The 16477-nt window shown below is 63.5% G+C and carries 13 protein-coding genes and 1 tRNA gene; 12 read left to right on the top strand and 2 right to left on the bottom strand.

What is annotated here, in order from left to right; all coding sequences use genetic code 11:
* Positions 1 to 43 precede the first annotated feature (43 nt).
* Positions 44 to 667 (top strand): TetR/AcrR family transcriptional regulator, encoded by a 624-nt coding sequence (locus tag HSR6_RS08035; protein WP_071933295.1) that lies wholly within the window; start codon positions 44 to 46, stop codon positions 665 to 667.
* A 329-nt stretch (positions 668 to 996) separates the two neighbouring features.
* Here HSR6_RS08035 and HSR6_RS08030 read toward each other — a convergent pair.
* Positions 997 to 1069, bottom strand: a tRNA-Asp gene (locus HSR6_RS08030).
* Between the two features lie 180 nt (positions 1070 to 1249).
* Between HSR6_RS08030 and HSR6_RS08025 the strand changes: the two genes are divergently transcribed.
* From HSR6_RS08025 to psmB, 11 genes are all read left to right on the top strand, one after another.
* Complete coding sequence (locus tag HSR6_RS08025; protein WP_070365385.1) at positions 1250 to 1477, top strand: DNA-directed RNA polymerase subunit H; 228 nt, start codon at positions 1250 to 1252, stop codon at positions 1475 to 1477.
* Positions 1477 to 3039, top strand: a complete 1563-nt coding sequence (locus tag HSR6_RS08020; protein ID WP_070365384.1) for a DNA-directed RNA polymerase subunit B'' — start codon at positions 1477 to 1479, stop codon at positions 3037 to 3039. The genes HSR6_RS08025 and HSR6_RS08020 overlap by 1 nt, the downstream gene beginning before the upstream one ends.
* A gap of 1 nt (position 3040) precedes the next feature.
* Complete coding sequence (gene rpoB, locus HSR6_RS08015) at positions 3041 to 4867, top strand: DNA-directed RNA polymerase subunit B (protein WP_070365383.1); 1827 nt, start codon at positions 3041 to 3043, stop codon at positions 4865 to 4867.
* The gene (locus tag HSR6_RS08010) at positions 4868 to 7780 is read left to right on the top strand and encodes a DNA-directed RNA polymerase subunit A' (protein ID WP_070365382.1); all 2913 of its coding nucleotides are present in this window, start codon (positions 4868 to 4870) and stop codon (positions 7778 to 7780) included.
* Positions 7777 to 8961 carry a DNA-directed RNA polymerase subunit A'' gene (gene rpoA2 / locus HSR6_RS08005; RefSeq protein ID WP_071933294.1) on the top strand — a complete coding sequence of 395 codons (1185 nt, stop codon included), beginning with the start codon at positions 7777 to 7779 and terminating at the stop codon, positions 8959 to 8961. Before HSR6_RS08010 ends, rpoA2 begins: the two co-directional genes overlap by 4 nt.
* A gap of 1 nt (position 8962) precedes the next feature.
* On the top strand, positions 8963 to 9388 hold the full coding sequence (locus HSR6_RS08000) for a NusA-like transcription termination signal-binding factor (RefSeq protein WP_070365380.1): 426 nt from the start codon (positions 8963 to 8965) through the stop codon (positions 9386 to 9388).
* Between the two features lie 196 nt (positions 9389 to 9584).
* Positions 9585 to 10013, top strand: a complete 429-nt coding sequence (locus HSR6_RS07995; protein WP_070365379.1) for a 30S ribosomal protein S12 — start codon at positions 9585 to 9587, stop codon at positions 10011 to 10013.
* 1 nt (position 10014) lies between these two features.
* Positions 10015 to 10647: a 30S ribosomal protein S7 gene (locus tag HSR6_RS07990; RefSeq protein WP_070365378.1), complete on the top strand. Its 633-nt coding sequence runs from the start codon at positions 10015 to 10017 to the stop codon at positions 10645 to 10647.
* A 151-nt stretch (positions 10648 to 10798) separates the two neighbouring features.
* Entirely contained in the window at positions 10799 to 12985 is a 2187-nt protein-coding gene (locus tag HSR6_RS07985) for an elongation factor EF-2 (RefSeq protein ID WP_070365377.1), read from the top strand.
* A 55-nt stretch (positions 12986 to 13040) separates the two neighbouring features.
* Positions 13041 to 13769: an archaeal proteasome endopeptidase complex subunit alpha gene (gene psmA / locus HSR6_RS07980; RefSeq protein ID WP_070365376.1), complete on the top strand. Its 729-nt coding sequence runs from the start codon at positions 13041 to 13043 to the stop codon at positions 13767 to 13769.
* Positions 13766 to 14452: an archaeal proteasome endopeptidase complex subunit beta gene (gene psmB, locus HSR6_RS07975; RefSeq protein WP_070365375.1), complete on the top strand. Its 687-nt coding sequence runs from the start codon at positions 13766 to 13768 to the stop codon at positions 14450 to 14452. Before psmA ends, psmB begins: the two co-directional genes overlap by 4 nt.
* On the opposite strand, the gene HSR6_RS07970 is transcribed toward psmB, so the two are convergent.
* Complete coding sequence (locus HSR6_RS07970; protein WP_070365374.1) at positions 14449 to 16320, bottom strand: bacterio-opsin activator domain-containing protein; 1872 nt, start codon at positions 16318 to 16320, stop codon at positions 14449 to 14451. The two genes, psmB and HSR6_RS07970, sit on opposite strands and share 4 nt — an antisense overlap.
* Positions 16321 to 16477 lie beyond the last annotated feature (157 nt).

Genomic DNA, 16477 nt, shown 5'->3' with positions numbered 1-16477 from the left:
GTATGACCGAAACACACGTGGCAATCACTCCGGGTGAACGACGATGAAGGGATTCTCCGAAGATGAGCGGGAGCGGATTCGTGCTGAACTCATCGAGGCGGGGAAAGAGTTGTTCACGGCGATTGGCCTCGAGCGAACCCGCGTCCGGGACTTGACCGACGAAGTCGGTATCGGGACCAGTACGTTCTATCAGTTCTTCGATTCGAAGGGGACCCTGTATCTCACCGTTCTGGACCACGAAGTCGAGCGGATCGCCCAGTCCTACGAGGGAAAACTCGACTCTGCACCGGATATTCGATCCGAGGTCCGGCTGGGTCTCGAAGCCCTGTTCGAGGAACTGGAGACCAATCCATTGTTCTATCGGGCAGTCGTCGAGAACGAGCGCCAACAGCTACTCCGGAACCTCCCGCCGGAGCAACAGCTGGGCAACTTCAAGGAGGGGCGGGATACGCTTGTCACCCTGGCCGAACGCTGGACGCGCAACCCGCGATTCCAGCTCGACGATCCGGTGGCCGTCGTCGACCTCTTGCGGTTGCTCTCCCAGACGGTTCGTCTCCGCGAGCAGTTCGAGACGTTGAGTTCCATCGAGGAGTACGAATCGGCCCGCAACGTGTTGATCGACTCGTTAGTCCACGGCCTGACTGACCAGGACCACACGGAGGATTAGCGCGTGAACCATCCCCAAGGCACTCGCCGTGCTCATCTGCAGAAATGGAGCGGGACTTGAACAACGCGAAACGCTCGCTGCGCTCGCGTTTCTCTCGTTCAAATCCCGACGGGGTTCACAACCGCAATCACGCGTTTCGCAACACAGCAAAGCTGGTTGCTCAACGGCGTGAGTTACTGAGAACGCCCGGAGCGGGATTTGAACCCGACGCAAACGCTCACTACCGTTCGCGTTTGCTTGATTCAAATCCCGCCGGTCGTTCACCACCGCGAATTCACGTCTCGCAACACAGCAAAGCTGGTTGCTCGACGGTGAATGTCGAAGAGAAGCGCCCGGAGCGGGATTTGAACCCGCGTCACGACCGTGACAGGGTCGTATGATGGGCCACTACACCATCCGGGCTTCACTCCTCGATAACTGGGTGATGTGTATAAGGCTTTCCAAAGGAAGGCCCTGTGGTTACAAGTACCAACTCGTGGTCCGAAATAGCAAGGCCGGTTGAGTTGACAAGACTTATCCGTTCGCTTCCTTTAATAATCTGTAGTATCTCGTGAGCAGTTCTCCCCACAGCCAGGTGCATCCATGGTAGATGTAAGCCAACACGAACTCGTACCGGAGCATACCGTCCTCGACGATGCGGCCCTCGAGGGCGTTCTCGAAGAGTACGGGATCAAGCGGACCGACCTCCCCAAGATCAAGGCCAGCGATCCGGCCCTGCCGGAGACGGCCGAAGAGGGGGATGTCATCCAGATCACCCGTGAATCCCGAACGACTGACACGGCCACCGTGTATCGACTGGTAATCGAATAATGCAAACGGAACAACGACGCAAACTGTCCCGGTCGTACTTCTCGAAGGAACGACTCGCCGACCACCACTTCCGCTCCTTTAACGCGTTCCTCGAACGCGGCATGCAGGAGGTCGTCACCGAGAAAGAACGCATCGAGACCGAAATCGGTGACAAGGAAGACGAAGAACCGGTCTGGGTCGAACTCGGCGACGTGCGCGTGGTCACGCCCCGCGTCCGCGAGGCCGACGGCTCCGAAGAACTCCTCTACCCCCAGGAGGCCCGCCTGCGCAACATCACCTACGCCGCGCCGGTCTTCATGGAGATGACGATCAAACGCGGTGGCGAGGAGGAACCCATCGAAGTGCTCGACACCACCGAGACCAAGGTCGGCCGCATGCCGATCATGGTCGGCTCCCAGAAGTGCAACATCGCCGGCTTCGACGACGAGGAACTCATCGAGATCGGCGAGGACCCCGCCGACCCCGGTGGGTACTTCATCATCAACGGCTCCGAGCGAGTCCTGATGACAAGCGAGGACCTCGCGCCGAACAAGATCCTCGCGGAGTACGACACCAAGTACGGCGACGAGATCCAGGTCGCAAAGACCTTCTCCCAGCGCCGCGGGTATCGGGCGCTGGTGCTCGTCGAGCGGAATCGCGAGGGCCTGCTTGAGGTCTCCTTCCCGAGCATCTCGGGTTCGATCGACTTCGTCACGCTGGTCCGGGCCCTCGGCCTGGAGTCCGACGAGGAGATCGTTCATCGGGTCTCCGACGACCCGGAGATCGTGAAGTTCATGCTGGAGAATTTGGAGGAAGCCAGCGTCCAGACCCAGGAGGAAGCCATCGAGGAACTGGGCAAGCGCGTGGCCTCCGGCCAGGGGAAGAACTACCAGCTCAAACGCGCGAACTACGTGATCGACCGCTACCTGCTCCCACATCTCCACGAGGACGAGGTCGAGGAGGAGGACGTGCGGATCAACAAGGCCTACTATCTCTGCCGGATGGCCGAGGCGGCCTTCGAGCTGGCCTTACACCGCCGGCAGTCCGACGACAAGGACCACTACGCCAACAAGCGCCTGAAGGTCTCGGGCGATCTGATGACCGACCTCTTCCGGACGGCGCTCAACAAGCTCGCTCGCGACGTGAAATACCAGCTCGAGCGGGCCAACATGCGCAACCGACAGCTCACGGTCACCACCGTGGTCCGATCCGACGTGCTCACCGAACGCCTCGAGCACCCGATCGCGACGGGGAACTGGGTCGGCGGCCGATCCGGCGTCTCCCAGCTGGTCGACCGCACCGACTACATGGGGGTTCTCTCACACCTTCGCCGGCTCCGGAGCCCGCTCTCCCGGAGCCAGCCGCACTTCGAAGCCCGTGACCTGCACGCCACTCAGTGGGGGCGGATCTGCCCCTCCGAGACCCCGGAGGGTCCGAACTGTGGGCTCGTGAAGAACTTCGCCCAGGCGATGGAACTCTCCCAGCACGTCGAGGACGAACGGGAACTCAAGGCCGAACTCGCCTCGATGGGCGTCGAGGGCATCCCGGAGATCACTACCGAACACACACCGGCAGACGATTAATATGAGTCAGGGACGAGACGCGAAAGTCTATGTCAACGGGAGCCTCGTGGGGACCCATCCGGACCCCGAGGGGCTCGCAGCACAGATTCGAGAGGCACGACGCCGCGGGGACGTAAGCGAGATGGTCAACGTCTCGGTTAGCGAACGGACCGACGAGGTCATCGTCAACGCCGACGCCGGCCGGGCCCGTCGCCCGCTTCTGGTCGTCGAGGACGGCGACTCGCTGGTGACCGAAGCCGACGTCGAGGCCGTGCAGAACGGGGACCTGGAGTTCGAGGACCTCGTCGAGGCCGGCAAGATCGAGTACATCGACGCCGAGGAGGAGGAAGACATCCTCGTCGCGGTCGACGAGGACGAACTCACCGAGGATCACACACATCTGGAACTGGACCCACAGCTCATCTTCGGTATCGGGGCCGGGATGGTTCCGTACCCCGAGCACAACGCCTCGCCGCGCATTACGATGGGTGCAGGGATGATGAAACAGTCCCTGGGGCTGCCGGCGGCGAACTACCGGATTCGCCCGGACACCCGCCAGCACCTTATGCACTACCCCCAGAAGGCGATGGTCAATACTCAGACCACCGAGCAGATCGGGTACGACGAACGGCCGGCCGGTCAGAACTTCGTCGTCGCGGTCATGTCCTACGAGGGGTTCAACATCGAGGACGCCCTGGTCATGAACAAAGGCTCCGTCGAGCGCGGCCTCGCCCGCTCTCATTTCTTCCGCACCTACGAGGGCGAGGAACGGCGCTACCCAGGCGGCCAGGAGGACCGCTTCGAGATCCCGGACACGGACGTCCGTGGCTCTCGCGGCGAGGACGCCTACACGCATCTGGACGAGGACGGTCTCGTGAATCCCGAGACCGTCGTCGACGAGAGTTCCGTGCTGCTTGGAAAGACCTCTCCACCACGCTTCCTCGAAGAGCCGGACGACATGGGCGGACTCAGCCCGCAGAAGCGCCGGGAGACCTCGGTCACCATGCGGTCCGGGGAGGACGGGGTCGTGGACACGGTCACGCTGATGGAGGGCGAAGACGGCTCGAAGCTCGCGAAAGTCTCCGTGCGTGACGAGCGAATCCCCGAACTTGGGGACAAGTTCGCGTCGCGACACGGCCAGAAGGGCGTGGTGGGCCACCTTGCGCCCCAGGAGGACATGCCCTTCACCGAACAGGGTGTCGTTCCCGACCTGGTCCTGAACCCACACGCCCTGCCGTCACGGATGACGGTCGGCCACGTGCTGGAGATGCTCGGCGGGAAAGCCGGGTCCCTCGAGGGCCGAAGCGTCGACGGAACGCCCTTTACGGGCGAGGACGAGGAGGAACTTCGCGACAGCCTGGTGGAACACGGATTCAAGTCCTCCGGGAAGGAGGTCATGTACTCCGGTGTCACCGGCGAGAAGATCGAGGCCGAGATCTTCGTCGGCACCATTTTCTATCACAAACTCTACCACATGGTGTCGAACAAGATCCACGCCCGGTCGAAGGGACCGGTGCAGGTCCTGACTCGCCAGCCCACGGAGGGGCGTGCCCGCGAGGGTGGCCTTCGCCTGGGTGAGATGGAGCGTGACACCGTCATCGGTCACGGTGCGGCCATGGTGCTCAAAGAGCGCCTGGTGGACTCCTCGGACAAGGAGTACATCCACGTCTGTGGCAACTGTGGCATGACCGCAGTGGAGAACGCGAACGAACGACGGGTGTACTGCCCGAACTGTGGGGAGGAGACCGACGTCCACGAGATCGAGATGAGCTACGCCTTCAAGCTCCTGCTCGACGAGATGAAGGCCCTTGGAATCGCTCCCCGACTCGAACTGGAGGACGCCGTATAAATGTCATCTGGACAGAGCCCCAAGTCGATCGGGAAGATCAGCTTCGGGCTGATGAACCCCGAGGAGTATCGCGACATGAGCGCCACGAAGGTCATCACGGCCGACACCTACGACGACGACGGGTTCCCCATCGACATGGGACTGATGGACCCCCGACTTGGCGTGATCGACCCCGGGCTGGAGTGTAAGACCTGCGGGCAGCGTTCGGGCTCCTGCAACGGCCACTTCGGTCATATCGAGCTTGCGGCCCCCGTGATCCACGTCGGGTTCGCGAAGCTCATCCGCCGGCTCCTGCGGGGGACCTGTCGGGAGTGCTCCCGCCTGCTCCTCGACGAGGAGTCCCGGGCCGAGTTCCAGGACGACCTCGAACGGGTGCGGAGCCTCGATCAGGACGTTTCAGACGTGCTGAAATCGGCGATCCGGGAGGCCCGGAAGACCGACGTCTGTCCCCACTGCGGGGAGAAACAGTACGACATCAAACACGAGAAGCCAACGACCTATTATGAGGTCCAGGACGTCCTCGCGGAGGACTACTCCGAGCGGATGGCTCAGGCGATGCAGCCCGACCCCGAGGACGAGGCGTCCGAACCGGTCGCCCCGCAGGACCTGGCTGACCAGACCGACATCGCCCTCGATCGGATCAACGAGATCCTTTCCGGGGAGTTCCGACCGCGCAAGGAGGACCGAGAGGCCCTCGAACGCGCGCTCTCGACGGATCTGACGACCGAGGACATGAACAAACTCATGCCCTCGGACATCCGGGACTGGTTCGAGGACATCCCCGACGAGGACCTGGAAGTGCTGGGGATCGACCCCGAGCACTCCCGGCCCGAGTGGATGATCCTCACGGTCCTGCCGGTGCCGCCGGTCACCGCCAGGCCGTCGATCACCCTCGACAACGGCCAGCGCTCCGAAGACGACCTGACCCACAAGCTCGTGGACATCATCCGGATCAACCAGCGGTTCATGGAGAATCGTGAGGCCGGCGCGCCACAGCTGATCATCGAGGACCTCTGGGAACTGCTGCAGTACCACGTCACCACGTTCATGGACAACGAGATCAGCGGGACGCCGCCGGCCCGACACCGCTCGGGTCGGCCGCTGAAGACCCTCTCCCAGCGACTCAAAGGCAAGGAGGGACGGTTCCGCGGGTCTCTCTCCGGGAAGCGCGTGAACTTCTCCTCGCGGACGGTCATCAGTCCGGACCCGACCCTCTCGCTGAACGAGGTCGGGGTGCCCGACCGGGTCGCAAAGGAGATGACCCAGACGATGGTCGTCAACGAGAACAACCTCGAACGCGCCCGGAAGTACGTCTCCAACGGGCCCGATAAACATCCCGGCGCGAATTACGTCACCCGGCCGGACGGGCGACGCGTTCGGGTCACCGAGAAGGTCTCCGAGGAACTCGCCGAGCGAGTCGAACCCGGCTGGGAGGTCCAGCGACACCTCGTGGACGGCGACATCGTGATCTTCAACCGGCAGCCCTCGCTGCACCGGATGTCGATCATGGCCCACGAGGTCGTGGTGATGCCCTACAAGACCTTCCGGCTGAACACCACAGTCTGTCCACCGTACAACGCTGACTTCGACGGCGACGAGATGAACATGCACGCCCTGCAGAACGAGGAGGCCCGGGCCGAGGCCCGTGTCCTCATGCGCGTGCAAGAGCAGATGCTCAGCCCGCGGTTTGGGGAGAACATCGTCGGCTCCATCCAAGACCACATCACGGGCACCTACCTGCTGACGAACTCCAACCCGACGTTCAACGAGACCCAGGCACTGGACCTGCTCCGCCAGACCAGCATCGACCAGTTGCCCGAGCCGGCAACCGAAGACGAGAGCGGTCAGCCCATGTGGACCGGCCGCCAGCTGTTCTCCGAACTGCTGCCGGAGGGGCTCAACCTGGAGTTCACGAGTTCCGCCGGGGACACCGTTATCGTCGACGACGGCCAACTCGTCGACGGAACGATCGACGAGGACGCGGTCGGTGCGTTCGGCGGCGAGGTCGTCGACACCGTCGCCAAGCAGTACGGGAAGACCCGGGCACGCGAGCTAATCAACGAGATCTCCGCGCTCGCGGTTCGGTCGATCATGCACTTCGGGTTCTCCATCGGGATCGACGACGAGACGATTCCGCCGGCCGCTCAGGACCAGATCGATGAGGCGATCGAGAACGCCTACGACCGCGTGCAGGAACTCATCGAGACCTACGAGCGGGGGGAACTCGAGAGCCTCCCGGGTCGAACCATCGACGAGACCCTGGAGATGAAGATCATGCAGACACTCGGCAAGGCCCGGGACTCCGCAGGTGACATCGCCGAGGAGCACTTCTCGGATGTCAATCCGGCAGTCGTGATGGCCCGGTCCGGGGCCCGTGGCTCGATGCTCAACCTGACCCAGATGGCCGGCGCGGTCGGCCAGCAGGCGGTTCGGGGCGAGCGCATTAACCGCGGGTACGAGGACCGCACCCTCTCGCACTTCAAACCAAACGACCTCTCCGCGGAAGCCCACGGGTTCGTGGAAAACTCCTACACGGGCGGACTGACGCCCAAGGAGTTCTTCTTCCACGCCATGGGTGGCCGCGAGGGGCTGGTGGACACGGCGGTCCGGACCTCGAAGTCCGGGTACCTCCAGCGGCGGCTCATCAACGCCCTCTCCGAACTGGAGACCCAGTACGACGGGACCGTCCGGGACACGAGTGACACGATCGTGCAGTTCGAGTTCGGCGAGGACGGCACCAGTCCGGTCGAGGTCTCCTCGTCGGTCGATCACGAGATCGACGTGGACGACATCGCCGATCAGGTGCTCGAAGCCGAGTTCGCCGACGAGGCCGAACGGGCGGCCTTCCTCGGCGAACGCGACGAGACGACCAATCTCTCCGAACACGGCGAGAGCTGGGAGGTGACACAATGACGACTATTACAGACGACATCGAGGCCCTCGTCGAGGATTCGGATCTCACGCGCCGCCTCAAAGACGAGGTCTACGAGACGATCGAGGAACGCTCCGTCTCCACGGAGGAGGCCGCACAGATCGTCGATGCGGTCGAGGCCCAGTACGTCGACACCCGGGTCGACCCGCTCGATCCGGTGGGCACCGTCTCCGCCCAGTCGATCGGGGAACCCGGAACGCAGATGACGATGAACACCTTCCACTACGCGGGCGTGGCTGAGATCGACGTCACGCAGGGCCTGCCACGACTGATCGAACTCGTGGACGCCCGGAAGACCCCGGATACCCCGATGATGACCGTCCATCTGGACGAGGAGTACGCGACCGACCGCGACCGGGCCCACGAGGTGGTCTGGCAGATCGAGGCGACGAAGATCCTCGCGCTGGGGGACATCTCGACGAACGTCGCGGACATGATCGTCCGCATCGACCTCAACGAGGACACACTCGAAGAGCGCTGGCCCACGGTGCCCGACACCGCTGAAGTCGCCGCCGAGATCGCCGACGTGATTCGGGGCGAACTCGGCGTGGAGGTCCGTCGCGACGGCATGATCCTGGAGTTCGGTCCCGAGCGGCCGAGCTACCGCGAACTCCTCCAGCTCGTCGAGCAGCTTCGGGACGTGGTGTTCAAGGGGATCGAGGAGGTCTCCCGGGTCGTCATCCGGAAGGAGGAGACCGAAAAGGGCGAGGAGTTCGTCCTCTACACCGAGGGCTCGGCGTTCAAGGACGTCCTCGACATCGAGGGTGTTGATGCCTCCCGGACGACGTGTAACAACATCCACGAGATCTACGAGGTCCTTGGCGTTGAGGCCGCCCGCGAGGCCATCATCGAGGAGACCCGGGACACCCTCGAGGAACAGGGCCTTGGCGACGTGAACATCCGCCACCTCATGCTGGTCGCGGACATCATGACCAACGAGGGGACGATCGAGTCGATCGGCCGCCACGGCATCTCGGGCAACAAGAAGAGCGTGCTTGCGCGGGCCGCCTTCGAGGTGACGGTGAACCACCTTCTCGATGCGGCCATCCACGGCGAGGTCGACGATCTGGACGGCGTGATCGAGAACGTCATCGTCGGCAAGCCGGTAAAACTCGGGACTGGCGACGTCGACCTGCGGATGCGGGCGAGTCGCTCGGACTGAGATGCGTGTCAGCCTCTCCGATACGGCACGGCAGTACCTCGTCCTCTTCGAGGACGTGACCGGGGCGACGGCCGTCGATTGCGTGCTCGACGAGGACCACGAGCAGGTCCTCTTCGTCGTGGCCGCCGGCGAGATGGGGCAGGCGATCGGGCCGGACGGCAAACGGGTCAAACGACTGGAGGCCCGTCTCGGGGAGGACGTAGAACTGATCGAGGACGCCCCCACCCCCGAGGGGTTCGTCGCGAACGCGCTCGCGCCCGCGGCGGTGTACAACGTGACGATTTCGGAGAACGACGACCGGGTCGCGTACGCCGAGGTTGATCACGAGGACCACGGCATCGCGATTGGCGAGAAGGGGCGCAACATCGAGGCCGCAAAGCGATTGGCAAAACGGCACTTCGACGTGGACGACATTCAGTTGACCTGAGTTTGGGTTCTGGTTTGGTCCAGCTTTTTGGCGGGCCGTCAGGCCCGCGAAAAAGGTGGGTGTGACTGGTTGAAGTAACTAATCTGTGTTGTCGTTTCGCTCCTTTTTGGTCCAGCTTTTTGGCGGGCCGTCAGGCCCGCGAAAAAGGTGGGTGTGAAAGGCCGAGTTTAAGTACATGGGTGGGTTAACCGAGCGTATGTCGAACGGCAAGTACGCCGCCCGCAAACTCAAGAAGGACCGCCAGAACCACCGGTGGTCCGACTCCGATTACGCGCGGCGGGAGCGAGGCCTTCGCACCAAGTCCGACCCCCTGGAAGGTGCACCCCAGGCCCGTGGCATCGTCCTCGAAAAAGTCGGCATCGAAGCCAAGCAGCCAAACTCCGCGATCCGGAAGTGCGTGCGAGTCCAGCTGATCAAAAACGGCAAGCAGGTCACCGCCTTCGCCCCCGGCGACGGCGCGATCTCCTTCATCGACGAGCACGACGAGGTCACCATCGCCGGCATCGGTGGGGCCAAGGGTGGCTCGATGGGCGACCTCTCCGGTGTCAACTACAAGGTCGAGAAAGTCAACGGCGTCTCGCTCATCGAACTGGTGCGCGGAAACGCGGAGAAGCCGGTGCGATAACATGTCCGAGGAAGCAGATCCCGAGGCCGAGACCGAGGCCGAAACGGACCCGGAAGTCGAGGAGGAAGAAGAGACCGTTTCTGCCGAGCTCTTCGGCAAGTGGGACGTGACCGGTATCCAGTACACGGACCCGAGCACTCGCCGGTACATCAGCGTGACTCCTGTGGCCCACACCATGGGCCGACACGCGGCCAAGCAGTTCAAGAAGTCGGAGATCTCCGTGGTCGAGCGACTGGCCAACCGGCTGATGCAGACCGAGGAGAACACCGGCAAGAAACAGAAGACCCTCAAGATCGTCGAGGAGGCCTTCGAGCTGATCGACGAGCGCACCGAGGAAAGCCCGGTGCAGATTCTGGTCCGCGCCATCGAGAACGCGGCCCCGCGTGAGGAGACCGTCCGCCTGAAGTACGGTGGCATCTCGGTCCCCAAGGCCGTGGACACGGGTCCACAGCGACGGGTCGACCAGGCACTGAAGTTCCTCGCCGAGGGCACCTATGGGGCGTCCTTCAAGACCCCGACCGACGTCGAGGAGGCACTCGCCCAGCAGCTCATCGGCGCTGCGGAAGGCGATGTGCAGACCTACGCGGTCAACCAGAAAGAAGAGAAAGAGCGCGTCGCGGCGGCGGCCCGCTAGACTCTCTGTCTTTTCTCTCTCCCGGCTGCAGAGCGGCAGCGCTGTACTCCGTTTCGCATTGTGAGTGGCTCACAATGCCATCTGTGCGGGAATCGCCGCGCAATCGGAAACACTACCCTTTTGAACCTGCTCTTGATACTACGGATTAATAATGGGCCGACGCAAGAAAATCGTCGAACAGTGTGAGCGGCTCATGGACCAACCGGAGCAGATCCGGAACATCGCTATTGCCGCTCACATCGATCACGGAAAGACCACGCTGACTGACAACCTCCTCGCTGGGGCCGGGATGATCTCCGAGGACCTGGCCGGCGAGCAACTCGCCATGGACACCGAGGAGGACGAGCAGGAGCGTGGCATCACCATCGACGCGGCGAACGTGTCGATGACACACAACTACCAGGACAAGGACTACCTGATCAACCTCATCGACACGCCGGGCCACGTCGACTTCGGGGGCGACGTCACCCGTGCCATGCGCGCGGTCGACGGGGCGCTCGTGGTGGTCGACGCGGTCGAGGGTACCATGCCTCAGACCGAGACGGTCGTCCGCCAGGCCCTGCGGGAGAACGTCAAGCCGGCACTCTTCATCAACAAGGTCGACCGCCTGATCAACGAGCTCCAGGAGGGGCCCGAGGAGATGCAGGAGCGGCTCCAGGAGGTCATTCGGGACGTCAACGAGCTCATCCGCGGGATGGCCGAAGAACGCTACGAGGAGGACAACTGGAAGGTCAGCGTCCAGGACGGCACCGTGGCCTTCGGCTCGGCACTCTACAACTGGGCGATCAGCGCGCCGTCGATGGCCGAGACGGGCATCGACTTCGGGGACGTCATCGAGATGGAGCGCAACGACAAGCGGGCCGAACTCCACAAGCAGTCCCCGCTCTCCGACGTCGTGCTCGACATGGTCGCCGAACACTTCCCCAACCCGGTCGACGCCCAGCCCGACCGGATTCCGACCGTCTGGCGTGGGGACGACTCTACCCAGCTGGCCGAGGACATGCAGATGGTCAACAAGGACGGCGAGGTCGTCTTCATGGTCACGGACATCTCGATGGACCCCCACGCGGGCGAGATCGCCACGGGGCGGGTCTTCTCCGGGACGCTCCGTGAGGGCCAGGAGCTGTACGTCTCCGGGACGGCCGGCAAGAACCGGCTCCAGTCTGTCGGGGTCTTCATGGGCGGCGAACGCGAGGAAGTCGATTCGGTTCCGGCCGGGAACGTCGCTTCGGTCACCGGCCTGAAGGACGCGATCGCCGGATCGACGGTCTCCTCGGTGGAGATGACGCCGTTCGAGTCCATCGAGCACATCTCCGAGCCGGTCATCACGAAGTCCATCGAGGCCCAGAAGATGGACGACCTCCCCAAGCTGATCAAGGTCCTCCAGCAGGTCTCCAAGGAGGACCCGACCATCGGGGTCGAGATCAACGAGGACACCGGCGAGCACCTGATCTCCGGGCAGGGCGAACTCCACCTGGAGGTCATCACCCAGCGCATCGAGCGCAACCAGGGCATTCCGGTTCGCACGGGCGAACCGATCGTCGTCTACCGTGAGGCCCCCACCCAGGAGTCCGAAGAGGTCCAGGGCATCTCGCCGAACCGTCACAACCGCTTCTACGTCACGGTCGAACCTCTCAGCGACGAGCTGATCGACACGATCAAGCTCGGCGAGGCCTCGATGGACATGCCCGAACAGGAGCGCCGTGAGGCCCTCCAGGAGGCGGGCATGGAGAAGGAGACCTCCCAGAACGTCGAGGAGATCGTCGGCACGAACGTCTTCATCGACGACACGAAGGGGATCCAGCACCTCAACGAGACGATGGAGCTCATCATCGAGGGCCTGGAGGAAGCCCTCGAAGACGGCCCGCTCGCGGCCGAACCGGTCGAGGGCGCGCTGATCCGACTCCACGACGCGCGGCTCCACGAGGACGCCATTCACCGTGGTCCCGCCCAGGTCATTCCGGCCATGCGCGAGGCCGTCCACCGGGCGCTCATCGACGCCGAGATCCGCCTGCTCGAACCGATCCAGGACGTCCGGATCGACGTTCCCTCCGAGCACATGGGCGCGGCTTCCGGCGAGATTCAGGGTCGCCGGGGACGGGTGGATGACATGTATCAGGAAGGCGACCTGATGGTCGTCGAGGGCATCGCCCCGGTCGAAGAGATGATCGGCTTCTCCTCGGACATTCGCTCGGCCACCGAGGGCCGTGCCTCCTGGAACACCGAGAACGCCGGCTTCCGGGTGCTGGTCGACAACCTCCAGCCCGAGAAGATCACCGAGATCCGCGAGCGCAAGGGCATGAAGACCGAACTGCCCGAGAGCATCAACTACTTCTAAGCTCCGGGTCCGGCAGGCCTTTACCCGCTCCGTGGTAACACTCGGGCGAACGAACATGCAGGGTCAACAGCAGCAGGCCTACGACCGCGGGATCACCATCTTCTCCCCGGACGGACGGCTCTACCAGGTCGAGTACGCACGCGAAGCAGTCAAACGGGGCACTCCCTCTGTCGGGGTTCGAACCGCGGAGGGCGTGGTCCTCGCGGTCGACAAACGATCGCGTTCGGAGCTCATGGAACCGGACTCCATCGAGAAACTCCACAAAGTCGCCGATCACGTCGGCATCGCCAGCGCCGGCCACGTGGCCGACGCGCGCCGACTGATCGACTTCGCCCGTCGCCGGGCCCAGGTCGAGGAACTGCGCTACGAGGAGCCAGTCGGCGTCGAAGTCCTCACCAAGGCCGTGACCGACAACATCCAGCAGTACACCCAGATGGGCGGCGTGCGCCCGTTCGGGGCCGCCCTGCTGATCGGTGGGGTCTCCGACGGGGAACCCCGGCTCTTCGAGACCGATCCCAGTGGCACGCCGAACGAGTGGAAAGCCGTCGCCATCGGCGCGGATCGCTCGGACATCCAGGACTATCTGGAGGAACACTGGACACCGGAACTCACCCTGGATGAGGGGATCGAACTGGCCCTGGGCGCACTCTCCCACATCCGTGAGGAATCGCTTTCGGCCGGCGAACTGGCGCTGGCCGCTATCGAGACCGAGACCGAAGCCTATCGCCGACTCACGGAGGCTGAAATCGCCGATCACCTGGAGGCCGTCACGGAGGAAGAATGAACGTCGAGGACCCCTACGAGCCCGAACTGGGGTCGCTGCCCGAATGGGAGTCGGCCGGTGGAGACACCAAACACACCGAGACCGGGACGACCTCGATCGGCGTCACTACCGCCGATTCGGTCGTGATCGCGACCGACCGGCGGGCGAGTCTCGGTGGCCGGGTCGTCTCGAACAAGAACGTGACCAAAGTCGAGCAGGTTCACGACACCGCGGCCCTGACCATGGTCGGCTCCGTCGGGGGCGCTCAGTCGTTCATCCGCTCGATCCGGGCCGAGGCGAACCTCTATGAGGCACGCCGGGACAAGCCGATGAAGATCGACGCCCTGGCGACGCTGGCCTCGAATTTCCTGCGTGGTGGCCCCTTCTTCATGATCAATCCCATCCTCGGTGGCGTGGACGACACCGGGCCACACGTCTACAGCATCGACCCGGCGGGCGGGCTCAGCGAGGACGAGTACGTCGTGACCGGCAGCGGCATGCAGTTCGCGATGGGTGTGCTCGAACAGGAGTACCGCGAGGATCTCTCCCACGAGGAAGGTATCGAGATCGCGGCCCGTGCCGTCCAGAGCGCGAGCGAGCGGGATACGGCCAGCGGCAACGGTATCACCATCGCCGAGGTCACGACCGAGGGCGTTGAGATCCACGAACACGAGGATATCGACGACGTCCTCGGTGGGGCCTAACGGACCGGTTCGTCCCGCAAGAGGACTGCAAACACTTTCTTCTGGGCCGTCCGCAGATGCTGGAGGAAGGTAGATTGGGAGATCGCCATCGTCTCGGCGATCTCCTCGCCGGAGTTCTCCCGCGGCCAGTCGAAGAACCCAGCGATGAAAGCCGTATGCAACGCCTCCCGCTGTCGATCTGTCAGTGACTCTTCGATGGTCGTCCGGACTTCCTCGGCGGTTGGCGCCGGACGCTCGGTCTCGCGTCGGGCCCGCAGTTCGATCGACGGATGATCGGTCTGGAGTCCCTCGATCACGGCCCGGACGTTCGCGTTCGGCGAGAGGTGAACTGTCAACCGGGCGCGACCGTCGGCGGCCTCGATGTGTCGGAGGTCGCCCCCCGCCTCACCGATCGGTCGTGCGAGGGTGGACTCCTGTACCTCGAAGCGAACCTGGAGCTCGGCATCGTCCTCGGTGAGGATGTCGACGGCCGTTAGGCTGGGGGTCCCAGCCACGTATTCCCGTATCGCTTCGGGTTGGAGTCCCGTGACCGTGAAGTACTGGACGAGCGTGTCGCCAGTCCCGGGGGTCATCCAGGTGAGTTCCATCGACCCGCCGTCCGCTGTCAGGGCCACTGGGAAGTAGGATGGGTCGGTCACCTGGAACTCGATCTCGGTCACACTGTCGGTCAGGAGCGCCTCCTTGCTCTCGACGGCGTTGATCGCGTACCCGATCGTCTCGCCCAGTTCGGCGAAGACGGCCGTTTCGATGTCCTCAAACGCATCTCCCGCCTCGGTCCCGATACAGAGCACGCCGTACTGGCGGTCGCCGTAGGTGAGTGGGATGGCGACGGTCGCCCGGTACCCCCGATCGAGCCACGGGTCACACCACTCGGCCTCGGGGTCCGCACAGCTGCTGATCTGGACGGTTCCGGTCCGGGCCGCCGTCCGAAGCGGGTCAGCGCCCTCGAGGTCGTTGATGGCCGCGATGAGCTCCTCCATGTCTGTGTCGTCGATTCCGGCTTTCGCCCGGGGGCGGATCATCTCGGCGTCGACGGCCTGATCGGAGAGGCAAGCGAAGGCATACTGGTCCGAGTTGGCGAACTGCTCGACGACGGCGGTCTCGATGTCCGCCCGGCTATCGGCCTCTACCAGTTCGCGATTGATGTCTCTGAGGACCTCGTTTGTCCGGTTCAGGGTCGCCAGGCGCTCTTTCTGCTCGGTAATTTGCTCCTTGCGTTCCCGCCGATCGGTGATGTCGGTGTCGACGGCCACGTATTTCTCCACGGCCCCCGAGTCACCGACGATGGGTGCGATCGTCATATCGACCCAGACCTCCGCACCGGATTTGGTCTCGTTAACGATCTGTCCCTCCCAGATCGACCCCGCCTCGATCGTCTCCCACATCTCCCGGTAGAAGGCTGGATCGTGATAGCCCGACTTCCACATCGAGGGGTCTCGTCCGATGACCTCGCCCCGGGTGTACCCGGTGACCGATTCGACGGCGCGGTTCGCGTAGGTGACCGTGCCGTCGGGCTCGGTGATGAAAATCGCGTGGCCCGCGTGTTCGATGGCTTTCTCGAAGGTCCGGAGGCGGTCGTTGGTCGCTTCGATCGTCTCCCTGATCGTTTGCTCCTGCTCGACGTACTCCGAGAGGTAGTAGACAGTGAGCACGGCGAGGACGCTGACGACCAATCCTGGCAGTTCGTCGATGCCGGAGGTACCAGTCTGATAGCTCAAGATCTGTCGTGATGCCATCAGCCCCAACATTAACGTGAAGAACCCGAACCGGCGGTCTTCGACCTGATACAACAGGTAGACCGAGTACCCCAGTCCGATAAGCCGGAGCCCGATCGAGGTCAGGATGACGAGGCCGTCAAGCGGGAACACGTGTACTGCACGCGACTTGAGCCGCCGAGAGTATAGGCTCGTCGCCTCCGGTCCAATACCTATTGGCCCGTTCTTTTTAAGGCAGCGAAACCCCTCACGCTGAACCTATCTATATTGGTCGACCGCTCAGGGGCCTGGATCCCGATGATTGCTCTGT

It is taken from the genome of Halodesulfurarchaeum formicicum (genome assembly GCF_001886955.1).
Lineage (GTDB): Archaea > Halobacteriota > Halobacteria > Halobacteriales > Halobacteriaceae > Halodesulfurarchaeum > Halodesulfurarchaeum formicicum.
The sequence above is the reverse complement of the archived record's forward strand: the minus strand, read 5'-3'. Positions and strand labels throughout refer to the sequence as shown.

Excerpts from the sequence above, each read along its gene's own strand:
- HSR6_RS08035 (WP_071933295.1), top strand. The coding sequence starts at position 44 with ATGAAGGGATTCTCCGAAGATGAGCGGGAGCGGATTCGTGCTGAACTC.
- HSR6_RS08025 (WP_070365385.1), top strand. The coding sequence starts at position 1,250 with ATGGTAGATGTAAGCCAACACGAACTCGTACCGGAGCATACCGTCCTC.
- HSR6_RS08020 (WP_070365384.1), top strand. The coding sequence starts at position 1,477 with ATGCAAACGGAACAACGACGCAAACTGTCCCGGTCGTACTTCTCGAAG.
- rpoB (WP_070365383.1), top strand. The coding sequence starts at position 3,041 with ATGAGTCAGGGACGAGACGCGAAAGTCTATGTCAACGGGAGCCTCGTG.
- HSR6_RS08010 (WP_070365382.1), top strand. The coding sequence starts at position 4,868 with ATGTCATCTGGACAGAGCCCCAAGTCGATCGGGAAGATCAGCTTCGGG.
- rpoA2 (WP_071933294.1), top strand. The coding sequence starts at position 7,777 with ATGACGACTATTACAGACGACATCGAGGCCCTCGTCGAGGATTCGGAT.
- HSR6_RS08000 (WP_070365380.1), top strand. The coding sequence starts at position 8,963 with ATGCGTGTCAGCCTCTCCGATACGGCACGGCAGTACCTCGTCCTCTTC.
- HSR6_RS07995 (WP_070365379.1), top strand. The coding sequence starts at position 9,585 with ATGTCGAACGGCAAGTACGCCGCCCGCAAACTCAAGAAGGACCGCCAG.
- HSR6_RS07990 (WP_070365378.1), top strand. The coding sequence starts at position 10,015 with ATGTCCGAGGAAGCAGATCCCGAGGCCGAGACCGAGGCCGAAACGGAC.
- HSR6_RS07985 (WP_070365377.1), top strand. The coding sequence starts at position 10,799 with ATGGGCCGACGCAAGAAAATCGTCGAACAGTGTGAGCGGCTCATGGAC.
- psmA (WP_070365376.1), top strand. The coding sequence starts at position 13,041 with ATGCAGGGTCAACAGCAGCAGGCCTACGACCGCGGGATCACCATCTTC.
- psmB (WP_070365375.1), top strand. The coding sequence starts at position 13,766 with ATGAACGTCGAGGACCCCTACGAGCCCGAACTGGGGTCGCTGCCCGAA.